An 18,126-nucleotide genomic window follows, 5' to 3' on the forward strand; every position below is an offset into this window, starting at 1 on the left:
ACCCACTCTCCACCATGGCCGAAGGCACTCCCAGCGACTCCCCTGTCCCGACTTCGCCGGACGAAGAAGTGGAGGACGACCGTTTCCTGCTGACCAAGCCCCGGCAGATCCGCCAGTTGCTGCAGTCGCTGATCCAGCAGCGTTCGCAGGTCAGCGCGCACGTGGGCGGTCGCGACCAGGCCTTCTCGACCGCGTTGCTGGACCTGGACGAGGACAGCGTGCTGCTGGACCTGAGCGTCAACGAGGCCTCCAACCGCGCCGCCGAGCAGGCCGAGTACCTGCTGTGCTTCGCCCAGCTGGACAAGGTGCGGGTGCGTTTCCGCATCGAAAGCCCGCAGCGCACCGACGACAACGGCCAGCCGGGCCTGCGCGCGCCGCTGCCGGAATCGCTCTACTACCTGCAGCGGCGCGAGCATTTCCGCCTGGAGACCCCGATCACCGATTCGCCGTTGTGCGTGCTGCGCATCGACGACGATGCCGGCCAGGTCGAACTGAAACTGCGCGTGGTGGACATCAGCGGCGGCGGCCTGGCGGTGGCGCTGGTACAGGGCCAGCCGATGCCGCAGCTGCAGCAGAGCTATCCGAACTGCGTGCTGCAGCTGCCCGATGCCGACGCCATCCGACTGACCCTGCAGGTCTGCAACATGTATGTCTCCAAGCTCGCCAACGGCCAGGACACCCTGCGCGTGGGCATGCGCTTCCAGGACCTGCCGCGCGGTGCCGACGCGGCGATCCAGCGCTACGTGTTCCGCATCGAGCGCCAGCGCAGCGCCCGCAAGAGCGGCGTGCTTTCCTGAACGCCGCAAGCGGCCGGCCGATCCAGGTCTAAAGTTCGCCGTTGCCGCGCCGATCTAGCATCAGAGTCGCGCTTTCCCACCCACGCCACCACCCGCAATCCCGTGCGCACCAGGAGCACACGATGAACGACAAGACCACCTCCAATTCCGACGCCACCGGCGGCGAATTCCTCAGCTTCACCCTCGGCGAAGAACACTACGGCGTGGATATCCTCAAGGTGCAGGAAATCCGCGGCTACGACTCGGTCACCCGGGTCCCGGACGCCCCCGAGTACATCAAGGGCGTGATCAACCTGCGCGGCACCATCGTCCCGGTGATCGACCTGCGCCTGAAGCTGCGCCTGAAGGAAGCGCGCTACGACGCCTTCACCGTGATGATCGTGCTCAACGTCGAGAACCGCGTGGTCGGCATCGTGGTGGACAGCGTCTCCGACGTGATCCCGCTGAACGAAGAGCAGATCCGCCCGACCCCCGAGTTCGGCGCCGCGGTCGACACCCGCTTCATTTCGGGCATCGGCACCCAGGACGACAAGATGTTGATCCTGCTGGATATCGAGACCCTGCTCGACAGCGCCGAGTTCGGCCAGCAGCACGCCCACGTCGACGAGGCCGCCTGACCCCCGGCCGCTGCGGCGGCCGCCCGGCTGTAGACGAAACCCGCCGCAAGGCGGGTTTTTATTTGAAATGCGAACTGTTTATCACTTGGGCGAATCAAGTTAACCGGTTTCACGCCGATAGCTGAAGAGTGGCCGGCATCACACGGCCCTCACTTCAGCCCCCGTCCCCAAGGAGTCGTTCCATGAAACCGAGCTTTCCCATGCTGCTGGTCCTGCTGCTCGCCGCCAGCCCCAGCACCTTCGCCCAGTCCCAGCAGATGATCCCGCCGGAGATGGCCACCCGTTTCGTCGGCAAGGACGGCATGGTCTGCGGCAAGGTCGAGAAAGCCAAGTACGCGCAGAATTCCGAAGGCGAGCCGACCTTCCTGTACATGGGCGGCATGTTCCCGCGCCACACCTTCTCCGCCCGCATCGCCGGCGCCGACCGCAGCAAGTTCGGCTTCGCTCCGGAAACCCTGGAAGGCAAGGACGTGTGCGTGATCGGCAAGATCGAGCGGGACAGCTCGCGTGCCGAAATCCAGGTCAGCGCGCCGTCCAGCCTGAAGCTGGCCACCATCAAGTAAGCCATTGCGCCGCCGTGCTGGACCCGTGCACACGGTCCGGCGCGGCGGCGTTTGCTTTTTTGCCCCTTGTCGTCCCCCTCCGAATTATGGGAAACGCGCTCATGCAGTGGATTAAAGATCTGAAGGTGATGCCCAAACTGATGCTGGCGTTCGGCGTCGTGCTGGCGTTGATGCTGATCCAGGGCGTGGCCGCCTACCGCGGTCTTAACTCGCTCGATGGCGTGACCACGAATGTGTCGTCGCAGGTGGTGCCGAGCGTGCGCACCGGCGGCGAAATGCGCGGCATCCTCGGCGAATATCGCAATTCCGCCTACCAGAGTCTGATCCGCAGCAGCGATGCGCTGAAGAAGGAATCGGCCGCGCGCAAGGTTGCGCTGAAGAAGCAGATGGACCAGATCCTGGCCCAATATCCGCCCAAGATCGGCAGCCCGCAGGAAAAGACCATCTACGACCGTCTGGTCGCCGACTGGAAGAAGGCCAGCGCCTCCTACCAGTCCGTCGACGAAATGCTGCAGCTCGACCTGCACGACGACGCCATCGATACCTTCACCGGCGAGACCCGCACCCTGCACAACAAGGTGGTGGACGACGTCGTCGCCCTGATCGCCGAGAACGATCGCCAGGCCAAGGCCGCGGCAGACGCCGCCAGCGGCACCTATCGCAACGCCTCGGCAACCCTGCTGATCTGCCTGCTGATCGGCCTTGGCGCAGCGGTCGGTCTGGCCTTCCTGTTCGGGCGGATGCTGGCCAACAGCGTGCGCGATGCGGTCAAGGTGGCCAGCGACGTCGCCGCCGGCAAGCTCGACGGACATATCGACGCCAACAGCAAGGACGAGATCGGCGAGCTGATGCAGGCGCTCAAGCGCATGCAGCAGGACCTGCGCGGGCGCATCGAGCGCGACGCCGCGGTCGCCGCCGAGAACCTGCGCATCCGCACCGCGCTGGACAACTCCTCGACCGGCATGTTCATCGTCGACCTGGACTACAACATCGTCTACGCCAACCCGTCGATGCAGGGCCTCACCGACAAGTACGCCGAGCAGATCCACTCGGTGGCGCCGGCCTTCGATTCGAGCCTGCCGCTGGTCGGCTCGCCGGTGACGGTGCTGGAGTACGGCAACCAGCACGATCCCAAGACCCTGGCGGAACTGGAAAAGAAGGGGGTGATGGAACGCGAGATGGCCTACGTCGACGCGCGCGTCGCCCAGACCATCACCGCCATCCGCGACCAGCACGGCACGCACATCGGCTTTGTCTGCGAATCGCGCGACCGCACCCTGGAAGCGCAGGTCGAGCAGGAAGTGGCCAAGATCGTGCGCGAGGCCGCCGCGGGCGACCTCAGCGGGCGCGTCGGCATCGAAGGCAAGCACGGCTTCTTCCTGCAGCTGGCGCAGCAGCTCAATGGCCTGCTGCAGGCCAACGGCGACAGCATCGGCCAAGTGTCCAGGCTGCTGACCGCGCTGTCGCAGGGCGACCTCACCGCGCGCATGCATGGCGATTTCCAGGGCGTGTTCGCGACCATGCGCGACGACGCCAACGCCACCGCCGAGCAGCTGGCGGCCATCGTCGGCCGCATCCAGCAGGCGGCGAACGCGATCAATGCCGCCGCCGGCGAGATCGCCGCCGGCAACGACGACCTGTCGCGCCGCACCGAGCAGCAGGCGGCGAATCTGGAAGAGACCGCCGCCTCGATGGAGGAACTGACCTCCACCGTGCGCCAGAACGCCGAGCACGCGCGCCAGGCCAACCAGTTGGCCGGCGGCGCCGCCACGGTCGCCTCGCAGGGCGGCAGTGTGGTCGGCCAGGTGGTGCAGACCATGAGCGGGATCGAGGCGTCCTCGAAGAAGATCGCCGACATCATCAGCGTCATCGACGGCATCGCCTTCCAGACCAACATCCTGGCGCTCAACGCCGCGGTGGAAGCCGCACGTGCCGGCGAACAGGGCCGCGGCTTCGCGGTGGTCGCCAGCGAAGTGCGCACCCTCGCTCAGCGCTCGGCCAACGCCGCCAAGGAGATCAAGGGCCTGATCGACGCCTCGGTGAGCCAGGTGGCCAACGGCTCGACCCTGGTGCGCCAGGCCGGCCAGACCATGACCGAAATCGTCGCCTCGGTGCAACGCGTCACCGACATCATGGGCGAGATCGCCGCCGCCTCGCAGGAGCAGTCGGCCGGCATCGAGCAGGTCAACCAGACCGTCACCCAGATGGACGAGACCACCCAGCAGAACGCCGCGCTGGTCGAAGAAGCCACCGCCGCCGCGCGTTCGATGGAAGAGCAGGCCGGCCAGCTGATCGAGGCCGTGTCGATCTTCCGCGTCGAGCAGTCGGCGCAGGCCAGCGCGGTCCACGCGCCGCAGGCCGTGTCCGCGCCGCGGGCGGCAGCGCCGGCGAAGAAGCCTGCGGCCGTCGCCGCCGCCAAGCCGGCGGCGGTGCGTGCCCGCAAGGTCGAGCCGGCCCTGGCCGATTCGGACTGGCAGGAGTTCTGAGACAGGCCCGGCCTGTCGCTGCATCCCCCCATCCCCGGCCTTCGCGCCGGGGATTTTTTTGACCGCCGCGCCAGCGCGAGGATTGTCTACGGATCGGTCGCGCCGCACGCTCAATTTCCCCGTTCCCGGAGCCGTTAAACCTTTGGGAACCTTTCCAAGGATCAGGTCGATGTCGTCTCGCTCGTTGCTCACCCGCCTCTCGGATCTGCCGCTGCGCCGCAAGTTCCTCTGGCAGACCTTGTTGCTGGGTGCCGGCATCGTCCTGCTGGCAGTGATTGCCGCGCGCATGCAGTACCTGGACATCCGCAACACGCGCGAGCAGGCACTGAAGAGCCAGATCGAGCTGGCGCTGGGCGTGGTGCGCGCCTATGCGGCCGAGGTGGACAAGGGCAGCATGCCGCTGGCCGAGGCGCAGCGCACCGCCCTGCGCACCCTGGAATCGATGCGCGCCCGCGACGGCGTGGACTACTTCTACGTGCACGACCTGCACCCGACCATGCTGATGCACCCCACCCGCCACGACCTGGTCGGCAAGGACATCGGCCAGGTGCTCAGCGCCGACGGCAAGCCGATCTTCCGCGAGTTCGTGAAGGCAGCCGAGGCCGGCGGCGGCTACGTCGACTATCTGTGGCCTAAGCCCGGCAGCGACAAGCCGGTCGAAAAAATCTCCTACAACGCCGCGTTCGCGCCCTGGCACTGGGTGATCGGCACCGGCGTGTATATGGACGACGTGCAGGCGCAGGCGCTGGTCTTCACCGGGGTGATGACCCTGGCCGGCGGCATCCTGGTGCTGCTCACCTTCGGCATCAACTGGTTGATCGGCAGTTCGGTGCTGCGACCGGTATCGCGCAGCCTGGAGGCGATCCGCGCGGTGTCGCGCGGCGACCTCAGCGTGCGCATCGACAATCCCGGCCGCGACGAGACCGGCGAGATGCTGCGCGCCACCGGCGAAATGATCCGGATGCTGGAACGCTTCTCCAGCGAGACCGCGCAGATGGCGGTGCTGCACGCCGACAAGGACATGTCCCACCGCATGCCGGAGGATTTCCCCGGTGTGTACGGCGACCTGGCTGCCAGCATCAACCGCATGATGTTCGAGCACCTGGACGCGATCGTCGACGCCATCGCGGTACTCAACGAGTACGCCAACGGCGACCTGCATCGCGACGCGCGCCGCCTGCCCGGCAGCCGCGCGGTCCTGCACGAATCGATGGACGCGGCCAAGGCCAGCCTGCTGGCGATCAACACCGAGATCAAGCGCCTGGCCGCGGCCGCTGCCGCCGGCGACTTCAGCGTGCGCGGCGACGCCGGGCGGTTCCAGCACGACTTCCGGCTGATGGTGCAGGACCTCAACGCGATGATGGAGGTCAGCGACCGCAACCTGGGCAAGCTGTCGACCCTGCTGCAGGCCATCGCCGCCGGCGACCTGAGCGCGCGCATGCACGGCGACTTCCACGGCGTGTTCGCGCGGATGCGCGAGGATGCCAATACCACCGCCGACCAGCTCGCCGACATCGTCGGCCGCATCCAGACCGCGGCGCGCAGCATCCACGGCGCCACCACCGAACTGGCCGCCGGCAACGACGACCTGTCGCGCCGCACCGAACAACAGGCGGCCAACCTGGAAGAGACCGCGGCCTCGATGGAGGAGCTGACCTCCACGGTCAAGCAGAATGCCGAGCACGCCCGCCAGGCCAACCAGCTCGCCACCGGCGCGGCCGCGGTGGCCTCCCAGGGCGGCCAGGTGGTCGGCCAGGTGGTCACCACCATGAATGGCATCGAGGCCTCGTCGAAGAAGATCGCCGACATCATCGGCGTGATCGACGGCATCGCCTTCCAGACCAACATCCTGGCACTCAATGCCGCGGTGGAAGCCGCCCGCGCCGGCGAACAGGGCCGCGGCTTCGCGGTGGTCGCCACCGAGGTGCGCACCCTCGCCCAGCGCTCGGCCAACGCCGCCAAGGAGATCAAGACGCTGATCGACGACTCGGTCGGCCGCGTGAGCGAGGGTTCGGCCCTGGTCGACCAGGCCGGTCGCACCATGCAGGAGATCGTCGCCTCGGTGCAGCGGGTGACCGACATCATCGGCGAGATCGCCGCGGCCTCGCAGGAACAGTCGATGGGCATCGAGCAGGTCAGCCGCACCGTGGCGCAGATGGACCAGGCGATCCAGCAGAACGTCGCCGTGGTCGAGGAAGCCAGCGCCTCGGCGCGCGCGCTGGAAGACCAGGGCCGCAGGCTCGGCGAGGCGGCGGCGGTGTTCCGGCTGGACCCGGCGCAGGCCGGCGCGAACGGCGGCGCAGGCCCCACGCCCGCGGCCCCCGCACGCGGCGCGGCGCGGCAGGCGCCGCTGCGGCTGGTGCGCACGGCAGTCCCGGCCATCGAGGCCGATTGAGCGGCCATACCGTTGCGATAGAAACAATCACGCACGACACGCTGATTCGCACCACGGCGCGGTTCAAGCTATCGCCGCGCTAGTCGATATCAGGATCACGCTTCGTGGTCCGCGCCCGTCATCGCCGGATCACCACCGCGACCGTTCAGGGAGCACGTGATGCCCAGCCGCCGACATCCGCCATCGTCCACCCTGCCGTCGCGGCGCCGCGGCGCCGCACGCGCGCCCCTGTTCGGCATGGGTTCCCGCCCGCCTGCGCGCGCCGCCACTGGCGCGGCGCGGCCCTCGCCCCGCTTCGTCTCCGCCGGCTGACCGCCGGCCGCCCTGCCTTTTTTCAACCGCTGCTGCACATGGAATGCCCATGAACGTACTTGCGCACCTGAAAATCCGCGACAAGCTGATCTTCGCCTTCGCCGTGACCACGCTGCTGACGGTCGTGCTGGGAGGCTTTACCTACTCCCGGACCAACCTGTCCATCGCCGAGCTCACGCACATCCAGCACGATTGGGTGCCGGCGACCCAGGCACTGGCCGAGGTGCGCGCGCAACTGGGCGAATTCCGTACCTACGAACTGGCGCAACTGTCGCGCGCCGGCGATCCCCAGGCGCAGGCCGATTACTTCAAGCGCATGCAGAAGGTGCGCACGGAGGTGGCGAAGAACCAGCAGGTCATCGCCGCGATGATGCGCGACCAGAAGCAGATGCAGATGTACGCCGGCGTGCAGGAGACGCTGAAGGCCTACCTGCAGGCCAACACCGAGATGGGTGCGGCGCTGCGCGCCGGCGACGTGGCAGGCGCACAGAAGATCTCCGACACCCAGTCGCGGACGCTGCGCCGGACCCTGTTCGAGCGCATCGTGGCGCTGACCCAGTACAACGTCGCCGAACTGAACCGGGAGATGGAGCGCGCCGACAGCCAGCTGGCCAACACCAAGACCCTGATCGTGACGCTGCTCGGGCTGGCCGTGCTGTTCGCCAGCGTCACCGCCTGGCTGATCGCGCGCGGGATGGCGCGCCAGTTGCACGCGGCCAAGCGCCTGTCGCAGGCGGTGGCGCGCGGCGAACTGGAGGGCGCCACCTATCCGCACGGCAAGGACGAGATCGGCGAGCTGATGGACGACATGCTGATCATGCGCTCGCGCATCCACAGCGTGATCCGCGCCCAGGACGAGATGGCCCGGCAGCACGCGTGCGGCACCATCAGCTACCGCATGGACGAGAACGCCTTCCCCGGCGAGTACGGGCAGATGGTCAAGGGCACCAACGAACTGGTGGCCTCGCACATCGCGGTGAAGATGCGCCTGCTGCAGATCATCCAGCGCTATGCGATCGGCGACCTGTCCGAGGACATGGACCGCCTGCCCGGCGAGAAGGCCGTGCTCACCGAAACCATGGACATGGCCAAGCAGAACCTGACCGCGATGAGCGAGCAGATCAAGCAGCTGGCGGAGGCGGCCGCGGCCGGCGCCTTCGGCACGCGCGGCGACCCGGAACGCTTCCAGTACGGGTTCCGGGTGATGGTGCAGGATCTCAACGCGATGATGGAGGTCAGCGACCGCAACCTGGGCGAGCTGTCCACGCTGCTGCGGGCCATCGCCGCCGGCGACCTGACCGCGCGCATGCACGGCGAGTTCCATGGCGTGTTCGGTCGCATGCGCGACGACGCCAACGCCACCGCCGCGCAGCTGGCGGCGATCGTCGGCCGCATCCATGCCGCCGCCGCCAACATCAATGTCGCCTCCACCGAGATCGCCAGCGGCAACGGCGACCTGTCGCGCCGCACCGAACAGCAGGCGGCCAGCCTGGAGCGCACCGCCGCCTCGATGGAGGAGCTGACCTCCACGGTCAAGCAGAACGCCGAGTACGCACGCCAGGCCAACCAGCTTGCGGCCGGCGCCGCCGCGGTGGCCTCGCAGGGCGGCGACGTGGTCGGCCACGTGGTCACCACCATGAACGGGATCGAGGCCTCGTCGAAGAAGATCGCCGACATCATCGGCGTGATCGACGGCATCGCCTTCCAGACCAACATCCTGGCACTGAACGCGGCCGTCGAGGCCGCGCGCGCCGGCGATCAGGGCCGTGGCTTCGCCGTGGTCGCCACCGAGGTGCGCACCCTCGCCCAGCGTTCGGCCAATGCCGCCAAGGAAATCAAGACGCTGATCGACGAGTCGGTGGGCCGCGTCGCCGAAGGCTCGGCCCTGGTCGACCAGGCGGGCCGCACCATGAGCGAGATCGTGACCTCGGTGCGCCGCGTCACCGACATCATGGGCGAGATCGCCGCCGCCTCGCAGGAGCAGTCCGCCGGCATCGAGCAGGTCAACCAGACCGTGGTGCAGATGGACGAGAGCACCCAGCAGAACGCCGCCCTGGTGGAAGAAGCCACCGCCGCGGCGCGCTCGATGGAGGAACAGGCCGGCCAGTTGGGCGCGGCCATCGCCGCTTTCAAGCTGGACACCTACCACGGCGTGGCCGCCAACGCGCCGACTGCGCAAGCCGCGCCGGCCCCGGCCCGCGCCAGGCCCCGTGGGGCGGCGCGCCCGCGCCCCGCCAGCCCCGCCGCCAGCGAGGCCCAGTGGCAGGAGTTCTGAGCCCGCAGGCCACCGCCGGCGGTCTTTCCTGACTGCCGGCTGTCAATTTCGTCCGTTCCCGGCCGATAACCCGATTGACCGACCATCGCTGCGCACCATGGCCATCCAGACTCCCGCTTCGCCCTCCTCCGGTTCCGACAATCGCGACTTCGACTTCAGCGACCGCGATTTCAAGCGGGTCTGCGACCTGATCTACCAGAAGGCCGGCATCGCCCTGGCCCCGGCCAAGCGCGACATGGTCTACGGCCGGCTGTCGCGGCGCCTGCGCGTGCTGGGCCTGCGCTCGTTCCGCGACTACCTGGACTGGCTGGAGCGCGAAGGCGGCGACGAATGGGAGGCGTTCACCAATGCGCTGACCACCAACCTGACCTCGTTCTTCCGCGAGCCGCACCATTTCGAGCGGCTGCGCGAAGAGTTGCAGAAGCACTCCGGCGCGGCGCCGCTGAAGATCTGGTCCTGCGCCTCGTCCACCGGCGAGGAGCCCTACTCGCTGGCGATCACCGCCTGCGAGGCGTTCGGCACGCTGACCCCGCCGGTGCGGATCCTGGCCACCGACGTCGACACCCAGGTGCTGGCCACCGCCTCGCGCGGCGTCTACGCGCTGGAACGCGTCGCCAGCCTCGATCCCGCCCTCAAGCGCAAGTATTTCCAGCGCGGCAGCGGCGCCAACGAAGGCCACTGCCGGGTGCTGCCGGCGCTGCGCGACCTGCTCGAGTTCCGCCAGCTCAACCTGCTGGAACCGCGCTACGACGTCGCCGGCCCGTACCTGGCGCTGTTCTGCCGCAACGTGATGATCTATTTCGACAAACCCACCCAGCGCGGCATCCTGTCGCGGCTGATTCCGCACCTGGACGACGACGGCATGCTCTACACCGGCCATTCGGAGAACTATCTGCATGCGGCCGACCTGATCCAGCCCTGCGGCCGCACGCTGTATCGCCGGGCGCAGAAGGATCGCGCATGAGCGCCGCGGCCATGGCCCTGGACCAGGTGATGCGCTATCACGACACGCGCTTCCAGACGATGGCGGCCAAGCTGTTGCCGACCCAGTACCTGGTGGTGGACGACGACACCGCGCTGACCACCATCCTGGGCTCGTGCGTGGCCGCCTGCATCCGCGACCCGCTGCTGAAGATCGGCGGCATGAACCACTTCATGCTGCCCGACGGCCAGAGCGGCGACGGCGCGCCGGCCCGCTACGGCAGCTACGCGATGGAAGTGCTGATCAACGACCTGCTCAAGCGCGGCGCCGCCCGCAACCGCCTGGAAGCCAAGGTGTTCGGCGGCGGCAACGTGCTCAAGGGCTTCACCAACAATCCGGTCGGCACGCGCAACGCCGACTTCGTGCTGAACTACCTCAAGGCCGAACATATCCCGGTGGTGGCCGAGGATCTGCGCGGCATCCATCCGCGCAAGATCTGGTTCTTCCCCGCTACCGGCCGCGTGGTCGTGCAGCGCCTGCCGCACGCGCACGAGGAAGCCGAAATCGCCGCGGCCGAGTCGGCGGTGCGCGCCCGTCTCGCCAAAGCCCCCGTCACCGGTGCCGTGGAGTTGTTCGAATGAGCCTGGAAGCCCCTTGCCGCGTGCTGATCGTCGACGACTCGGCGGTCGTGCGACAGATCCTTACCGAAATCCTGTCGGGCGCGCCCGGCGTGGAAGTGGTCGGCTCGGCCGCCGACCCGCTGCTGGCGCGCGAGAAGATCAAGCGCCTGAATCCGGACGTGATCACCCTGGACGTGGAAATGCCGCGCATGGACGGGCTGGCGTTCCTGGAAAACCTGATGCGGCTGCGGCCCACGCCGGTGGTGATGATCTCCTCGCTGACCGAGCGCGGCGCCGACACCACCCTGCAGGCGCTGTCGCTGGGCGCGGTCGACTTCGTCTCCAAGCCCAAGCTCGACGTGGCCCGCGGGCTGGAGGAGTACGCCGAAGAGATCATCGCCAAGGTCAAGAATGCGTCCAAGGCCAAGGTCCGCGCCCTGGACCGGCCGGCCGCGCCGAAACCGGCCGGCGCCACCGCCACGCCCGCCGCGGTGTCCTCGCTGAAGTTCCGCACCACCGACCGGCTGATCGCCATCGGCGCCTCCGCCGGCGGCACCGAAGCGCTGCGCGTGGTACTGGAAGGCATGCCGGCCGACGCGCCTGCGGTGGTCATGACCCAGCACCTGCCGGCCGGCTTCAGCACCGCCTTCGCCGACCGCCTCAACCGGCACTCGGCCATGGCCGTGCGCGAGGCCAGCGAAGGCGAAGCGATCCTGCCCGGCCACGCCTACCTGCCGCCCGGCGGCAAGCACCTGCAGGTGATCCGCGACGGTGCGCGCTGGCGCTGCAAGATCGACGACGGCCCGCCGGTCAACCGGCACAAGCCGGCGGTGGACGTGCTGTTCCAGTCGGTGGCACGCAACGCCGGCGCCAACGCCATCGGCGCGATCCTCACCGGCATGGGCGACGACGGCGCGCGCGGCCTGCTGGAAATGCTCCAGGCCGGCGCCAGCACCCTGGTCCAGGACGAGGCCACCAGCGTGGTCTGGGGCATGCCCGGCACCGCCTTCCGCCTGGGCGCGGCGCAGGAGGTCTTGCCGCTGGACAAGATCGCCGAGCGGCTGATCGCGCTGTCCGTGCAGGCGCGCTGACACCATGCCGGGCCGCCGCGTCACAACGTCGAGCGTGCCCAGCGACGTCAGCGTGGAGGCGGCGCGGGTGGCATCGGCCCGTTCCGAACTGGACCTGCTGCTCTGCCTGCAATACGCACCGGAAGGCGTGCTGATCGTCGATCCGCAGGCGCGTGTGGTTGCCTTCAACCACACCGCCGAGGCGCTGTGGAACCGTCCCCGCGCGCAGGTGCTGGGGCGTCCGCTCGGCGAGTTGGCCGATGCCGACGTGCGCGACGACTTCATCGCGCATTGCCTGCACGACGGCGGCAGCGGCAGCTACGAGCTGCTGTTGCGCGACTACGATGGCGCAGCGCGCTGGCTGGCGGTGAGCGCGGCGCGGGCACCGCAGCACTACAGCCAATTGCAGGTGCTGTTCGTGCGCGACATCAGCGCCGAGCGCGCCCGCGACGCCAGGATGCGGCTGCTGTCGCTGGCACTGGACTCCAGCGACGCCGCCATCGTCGTCTGCGATCCGGAGTTGAACATCCTCTACGTCAACGCCGGCTTCAGCCAGGTGTTCGGCTATGCCGAGAGCGAAGTGCTGGGGCATCTGCCGAGCAACGTGTTGGCCGGCCCCGGTACCGACATGCAGACCGTGCAGCACACCCGCGAGCGCGTGCGCGCCGGTTTCGGCCACCAGGCCGACATCCTCGCCTACCGCAAGGACGGCACCCCGCTGTGGGCCACCCTGGTGGCCACCCCCATCGCCAGCGAGGATGGCAGCCAACAGCACTACATCCTCTCGTTCACCGACATCACCCAGAGCAAGATGCACGAGGTGCTGCACAAGAACGTGCTGGATGCGCTGGTCCGCGAACAGCCGCTGATCGAGGTCGCCACGCTGATCTGCAAGGAGGTCGAGCGCATCGCGCCGGAACTGATGGCCGCGATCGTGAGTGTCGACGGCAGCGGCTGCCTGCAGCCGCTGGCGGCGCCGAGCATGCCGGCGCGGTTCGGCGAGACCATGAGCAACATGCGCGCCGGACCGCGTGCCGGCGCCCTCGCCACCTCGATCTGGCGCGGCAAGCAGGTACTGGTCCTCGACCCGCACACCGACCCGCTGTTCGCCGACTACATGGGGCTGGTGCAGCATGTGCAGCTGGGCACCTGCGTGGCCACCCCGATCAAGTCCAGCAGCGGTCGCGTCCTCGGTAGCTTCGCGCTGTGCTATCGGCAGGTGCGCGAGCCATTGGCCTGGCACCTGCGTCTGATCGAGCTCTGCGTGCATCTGTGCGCCCTGGCGCTGGAGCGCGAGCAGACCAGGGCACGCGTGCACCAGCTCGCCTTCTACGATTCGCTCACCGGCCTGCCCAACCGGGTGATGTTCAGCGCCCGCGCCGAGCAGGCGCTGGCCGCCGCCGAGCATCAGGGCGCACCGGTGGCGATCCTGTTCGTGGACCTCGACCGCTTCAAGCGCATCAACGAGACCCAGGGCCATGCCGCCGGCGACGGCCTGCTGCGCGACATCGCCCGGCGCATCGGCGACACCCTGGGCCTGACCGATCTGGTCGGTCGCCAGGCCGGCGACGAGTTCGTCCTGATGCTGCCGAACTGCAGCGTCGAGCAGGCCGCCGGCGTCGCCGAACGCCTGCTGCTGGCGCTGGCCGAGCCGCTGGTGGTCGGCCAGGTGACCCTGCACCCCAGCGCCAGCATCGGCGTGGCCATGTTCCCCGACGACGGCCGCGACATCGAGACCTTGCTGCGCCATGCCGACCTGGCCATGTTCCGGGCCAAGCGCGAGGGCGGCGACAGCGTGTGCTACTTCAGTTCCGACATGAACCGCATGGCGCAGGAACGCGTGGCGATGGAGACCGCGCTGCGCGACGCCCTGCATCGCGACAAACTGCAACTGCACTACCAGCCGCAGCTGGACAGCCAGGCGCCGCACGCGCTGTACGGCGTGGAGGCGCTGCTGCGCTGGGAACATCCCAATCTCGGCGCGATCTCGCCGGCGCGGTTCGTGCCGATGGCCGAAGAATGCGGGCTGATCGACGAACTCGGGCAGTGGGTCTTGCGCGAAGCCTGCCGGCAGATGGCCGACTGGCGTCTGCGCGGCATCGCGGTGCCGCGCGTGGCGGTGAACCTGTCGGCGAACAACTTCGCCGACCCCGAATTGCCCACGCGGGTGGAAGCCCTGCTCGCCGCGTCCGGCCTGCAACCGGCCGACCTGGCACTGGAAATGACCGAGAGCGTCATGCTCTCCAACACCAACGCGGTGCTGGCCAACCTGCGCCAATTGCAGGCCAGCGGCGTGCTGCTGTCGCTGGACGACTTCGGCACCGGCTATTCCAGCCTCAGCCATCTGCACCAGTTGCCGGTCAACGAGCTCAAGCTGGACATGAGCTTCGTCAGCGACCTGGAGCACTGCCAGACCTCGCGGGCGCTGACCACCTCGGTGCTGCGGATCGGCGAGACCCTGGGCATGCACACGGTCGCCGAGGGCGTGGAAACCGAAGCGCAACGCGCGTTCCTGGCGCGGCTGGGCTGCCGCGTGCTGCAGGGCTTCCTGTTCGCGCCGGCGCTGCCGGCGGCGGCGCTGGAACACTGGCTGCAGGGGCGAGCGTCCGCACCACAGGCCTAGCGCAGGCAAGCGGCGAACCCGCCGTCGTACGCAGCGCAGGCACCACCAACGAAGAAGCCCGGCAGTGCCGGGCTTCTTCGTTGCGACCGTGCCGCATCGGCGGCACGTCGCGTCAGCGCATCGCCGGGGCGATCAGGCCGCGACCGTGGCGGCCACGTCCTGGTAGTCCTGGATCTGATCGAAGTTCATGTAGCGATAGATCTGTTCGCCACTGGTCTTGATCACGCCCACGTCGGCCATGTACTCGTCCTTGGTCGGGATCCGGCCCAGGCGCGAGCAGATCGCCGCCAGTTCCGCCGAGCCCAGGTACACGTTGGTGTTCCGCCCCAGGCGGTTGGGGAAGTTGCGGGTGGAGGTCGAGAACACCGTGGCGCCCTCGCGCGCCTGCGCCTGGTTGCCCATGCACAGCGAGCAGCCCGGCATTTCCATGCGCGCGCCGGCGGCGCCGAAGGTGCCGTAGTGGCCTTCCTTGGTCAGCTCCGAGGCGTCCATCTTGGTCGGCGGCGCGACCCACAGGCGGGTCGGGATGTCGCGCTTGCCTTCCAGCAGCTTGGCCGCGGCACGGAAGTGGCCGATGTTGGTCATGCACGAGCCGATGAACACTTCGTCGATCGCCGCACCGGCGACGTCGGACAGGGTCTTCACGTCGTCCGGGTCGTTCGGGCAGGCCACGATCGGCTCGTGGATGTCGGCCAGGTCGATCTCGATCACCGCCGCGTACTCGGCGTCGGCATCGGGCTCGAGCAGCTGCGGGTCGGCCAGCCACTCCTCCATCTTCTTGATCCGCCGCGCCAGCGAACGCGCGTCGGCATAACCTTCGGCGATCATCCACTTCAGCAGGGTGATGTTGCTGGTCAGGTACTCGACGATCGGTTCCTTGTTCAGGCGCACCGTGCAGCCGGCGGCCGAGCGCTCGGCGGAGGCATCGGACAGTTCGAACGCCTGCTCCACCTTCAGCTCCGGCAGGCCTTCGATCTCCAGGATGCGGCCGGAGAAGATGTTCTTCTTGCCTTGCTTGGCCACGGTCAGCAGGCCCTGCTTGATCGCGTACAGCGGGATCGCGTTGACCAGATCGCGCAGGGTCACGCCCGGCTGCATCTGCCCCTTGAAGCGCACCAGCACGCTCTCGGGCATGTCCAGCGGCATGACGCCGGTGGCGGCGGCGAAGGCCACCAGGCCAGAACCGGCCGGGAACGAGATGCCGATCGGGAAGCGGGTGTGCGAGTCGCCGCCGGTGCCGACGGTGTCGGGCAGCAGCATGCGGTTGAGCCAGCTGTGGATCACGCCGTCGCCCGGACGCAGCGACACGCCGCCGCGGGTGGAGATGAACTCCGGCAGGGTGTGGTGGGTCTTGACGTCCACCGGCTTCGGATACGCCGCGGTGTGGCAGAACGACTGCATCACCAGATCGGCGGAGAAGCCCAGGCAGGCCAGATCCTTCAGCTCGTCGCGGGTCATCGGGCCGGTGGTGTCCTGCGAGCCGACCGAGGTCATCTTCGGTTCGCAGTAGGTGCCCGGGCGCATGCCCTGGCCTTCCGGCAGCCCGCAGGCGCGGCCGACCATCTTCTGCGCCAGCGAGAAGCCCTTGCCGGTGTCCGGCGGGTCCATCGGCAGGCGGAACAGGGTCGAGGCCGGCAGGCCCAGGAACTCGCGCGCCTTGGCGGTGAGGCCGCGACCGACGATCAGCGGGATACGGCCGCCGGCACGCACTTCGTCGAACAGCACGTCCGACTTCATCGCGAACTCGGCGATCACCTGCCCGTTCTTCAGCGCCTTGCCTTCGTACGGACGCAGTTCGACCACGTCGCCGTGCTCCATCTGCGACACGTCCAGCTCGATCGGCAGCGCGCCGGCGTCTTCCATGGTGTTGTAGAAGATCGGCGCGATCTTCGAACCCAGGCACACGCCGCCGAAACGCTTGTTGGGGATGTACGGAATGTCCTCGCCGGTCCACCACAGCACCGAGTTGGTCGCCGACTTGCGCGAGGAACCGGTGCCGACCACGTCGCCGACGTAGGCGACCAGGTGGCCCTTGGCCTTGAGGTCGGCGATGGCCTGGATCGGGCCGCGCTTGCCGTCCTCTTCCGGCTCGAACGGGGCGCCGTCGCGCTTGTTCTTCAGCATCGCCAGCGCGTGCAGCGGGATGTCCGGGCGGGTGGTGGCGTCCGGCGCCGGCGACAGGTCGTCGGTGTTGGTCTCGCCCGGCACCTTGAACACGGTGATGGTCAGGCTCTGCGGCACTTCCGGCTTGCTGGTGAACCACTCGGCCTCGGCCCAGCTCTGCAGCACCGCCTTGGCGTGCGCATTGCCGGCCTCGGCCTTTTCCTGCACGTCGTGGAAGGCGTCGAAGATCAGCAGCGTGTGCTTGAGGCCCTCGGCGGCGACGGCGCCCAGCTCGGCGTTGTCCAGCAGCTCGACCAGCGGATGGATGTTGTAGCCGCCGAGCATGGTGCCCAGCAGTTCGGTGGCGCGGGTGGGCGAGATCAGCGGGGTCTTCTCGCTACCGAAGGCGACCGCGGCCAGGTACGAGGCCTTGACCTTGGCGGCGTCGTCGACGCCGGCCGGCACGCGCTGGCTCAGCAGCTCGACCAGGAACTGCTCCTCGCCGGCCGGCGGGTTCTTCAGCAGTTCGATGACCTGCGCGGTCTGCTGCGCGCTCAGCGGCAGCGGCGGGATTCCGAGCGCGGCGCGCTCTGCAACGTGGTGGCGATAGGCTTCCAACATGCGGGTTCTCCGGAAAAATACGGTGGGGATGTGCGGCAGCGGCGGCGCGGCGTCAGCCGGCAGGCTTGGGGACGATGATCTTCAGGCCTTTGAAGTAATCGCGGAAAAAACGGTCGTCGTGGGTGATCAGGCCATCGCATTGCAGCAGCGCATGCGCACCGATCAGGAAATCGGCCACCACCCGTTCGCGCTTGCCGCCACGGGCGCGGAAGCGGCGCTGCATCTCGCCGGCGCGCAAGGCCGACTTGGCCTCCAGCGCGCTGAAGCGGATGCTCATGTCCTCCAGCACCGACAAGGCCTCGGCGCCGTCGCGCAGCGCGCTGCAGACCTCGGCCAGGACGATGTCGCAGACCACCACCGGGCCGGTGCTCAGGCACTGTCGCAGGCAGGCTTCGGTGGCGTCGGCCTGCGGGCCGTCGGCCAGCAGGTCCACCAGCACGGACGAGTCGATGGCGATCATGCGCCGGCGTCGGGCTCGGGTTCGAACGGATCGCCCGGGGCACGGCCGCGGATCGCGCGCATCGCCTCGTCGGTGCTGGCGAAGCCGTCGAGCTTGAAGCGGCCGCGGGCGCGCGAGATGGCATCGTCCACGCTCTTGCGCAGGATGATCCGGCCGCCGTCCAGTTCCACCTTCAGGATGGTGCCCTTGCTCAGGCCCAGCGCATCGCGCACGGCCTTGGGCAGGGTGATCTGACCGCGTTCGGCGACAGTGGCTTCCATGG

The 18,126-nt window shown here is 68.5% G+C and carries 13 protein-coding genes; 10 read left to right on the forward strand and 3 right to left on the reverse strand.

Annotation, left to right across the window (positions count from 1 at the left end):
- The first annotated feature begins 14 nt into the window (after positions 1-14).
- The 10 genes from CEK69_RS12330 (at position 15) to CEK69_RS12375 (ending at position 14,680) form a co-directional block, all read left to right on the forward strand.
- Entirely contained in the window at positions 15-797 is a 783-nt protein-coding gene (locus CEK69_RS12330; RefSeq protein WP_191091374.1) for a flagellar brake protein, read from the forward strand.
- 122 nt (positions 798-919) lie between these two features.
- Positions 920-1,414 (forward strand): chemotaxis protein CheW, encoded by a 495-nt coding sequence (locus CEK69_RS12335; protein WP_017910573.1) that lies wholly within the window; start codon positions 920-922, stop codon positions 1,412-1,414.
- A gap of 200 nt (positions 1,415-1,614) precedes the next feature.
- Positions 1,615-1,977, forward strand: coding sequence for a hypothetical protein (locus tag CEK69_RS12340; RefSeq protein WP_017910574.1), 363 nt, complete (start codon positions 1,615-1,617; stop codon positions 1,975-1,977).
- Positions 1,978-2,078: 101 nt separating this feature from the next.
- On the forward strand, positions 2,079-4,463 hold the full coding sequence (locus CEK69_RS12345; RefSeq protein ID WP_152245890.1) for a methyl-accepting chemotaxis protein: 2,385 nt from the start codon (positions 2,079-2,081) through the stop codon (positions 4,461-4,463).
- A 169-nt stretch (positions 4,464-4,632) separates the two neighbouring features.
- Entirely contained in the window at positions 4,633-6,858 is a 2,226-nt protein-coding gene (locus CEK69_RS12350; protein ID WP_152245892.1) for a methyl-accepting chemotaxis protein, read from the forward strand.
- A 361-nt stretch (positions 6,859-7,219) separates the two neighbouring features.
- On the forward strand, positions 7,220-9,445 hold the full coding sequence (locus CEK69_RS12355; RefSeq protein ID WP_152245894.1) for a methyl-accepting chemotaxis protein: 2,226 nt from the start codon (positions 7,220-7,222) through the stop codon (positions 9,443-9,445).
- 97 nt (positions 9,446-9,542) lie between these two features.
- Positions 9,543-10,409 carry a CheR family methyltransferase gene (locus tag CEK69_RS12360; RefSeq protein ID WP_017908722.1) on the forward strand — a complete coding sequence of 289 codons (867 nt, stop codon included), beginning with the start codon at positions 9,543-9,545 and terminating at the stop codon, positions 10,407-10,409.
- A complete protein-coding gene (cheD, locus tag CEK69_RS12365; RefSeq protein WP_017908723.1) occupies positions 10,406-11,008 on the forward strand; it encodes a chemoreceptor glutamine deamidase CheD in 603 nt (200 codons plus the stop codon). The genes CEK69_RS12360 and cheD overlap by 4 nt, the downstream gene beginning before the upstream one ends.
- The gene (locus tag CEK69_RS12370) at positions 11,005-12,078 is read left to right on the forward strand and encodes a chemotaxis response regulator protein-glutamate methylesterase (RefSeq protein WP_043091300.1); all 1,074 of its coding nucleotides are present in this window, start codon (positions 11,005-11,007) and stop codon (positions 12,076-12,078) included. The genes cheD and CEK69_RS12370 overlap by 4 nt, the downstream gene beginning before the upstream one ends.
- Before the next feature lie 4 nt (positions 12,079-12,082).
- On the forward strand, positions 12,083-14,680 hold the full coding sequence (locus CEK69_RS12375) for an EAL domain-containing protein (RefSeq protein WP_152245896.1): 2,598 nt from the start codon (positions 12,083-12,085) through the stop codon (positions 14,678-14,680).
- A gap of 132 nt (positions 14,681-14,812) precedes the next feature.
- Here the strand turns inward: CEK69_RS12375 and acnB are convergent, their stop codons facing one another.
- The 3 genes from acnB to CEK69_RS12390 are packed head-to-tail and all read right to left on the reverse strand — an operon-like array spanning position 14,813 to position 18,124.
- A complete protein-coding gene (gene acnB / locus CEK69_RS12380; protein ID WP_152245898.1) occupies positions 14,813-17,404 on the reverse strand; it encodes a bifunctional aconitate hydratase 2/2-methylisocitrate dehydratase in 2,592 nt (863 codons plus the stop codon).
- A 52-nt stretch (positions 17,405-17,456) separates the two neighbouring features.
- On the reverse strand, positions 17,457-17,864 hold the full coding sequence (locus CEK69_RS12385) for a type II toxin-antitoxin system VapC family toxin (RefSeq protein ID WP_017908728.1): 408 nt from the start codon (positions 17,862-17,864) through the stop codon (positions 17,457-17,459).
- Complete coding sequence (locus CEK69_RS12390; protein ID WP_010343322.1) at positions 17,861-18,124, reverse strand: AbrB/MazE/SpoVT family DNA-binding domain-containing protein; 264 nt, start codon at positions 18,122-18,124, stop codon at positions 17,861-17,863. Before CEK69_RS12390 ends, CEK69_RS12385 begins: the two co-directional genes overlap by 4 nt.
- Positions 18,125-18,126 lie beyond the last annotated feature (2 nt).

The organism is Xanthomonas sp. LMG 12462, from assembly GCF_009192885.1.
GTDB lineage: Bacteria > Pseudomonadota > Gammaproteobacteria > Xanthomonadales > Xanthomonadaceae > Xanthomonas_A > Xanthomonas_A sontii.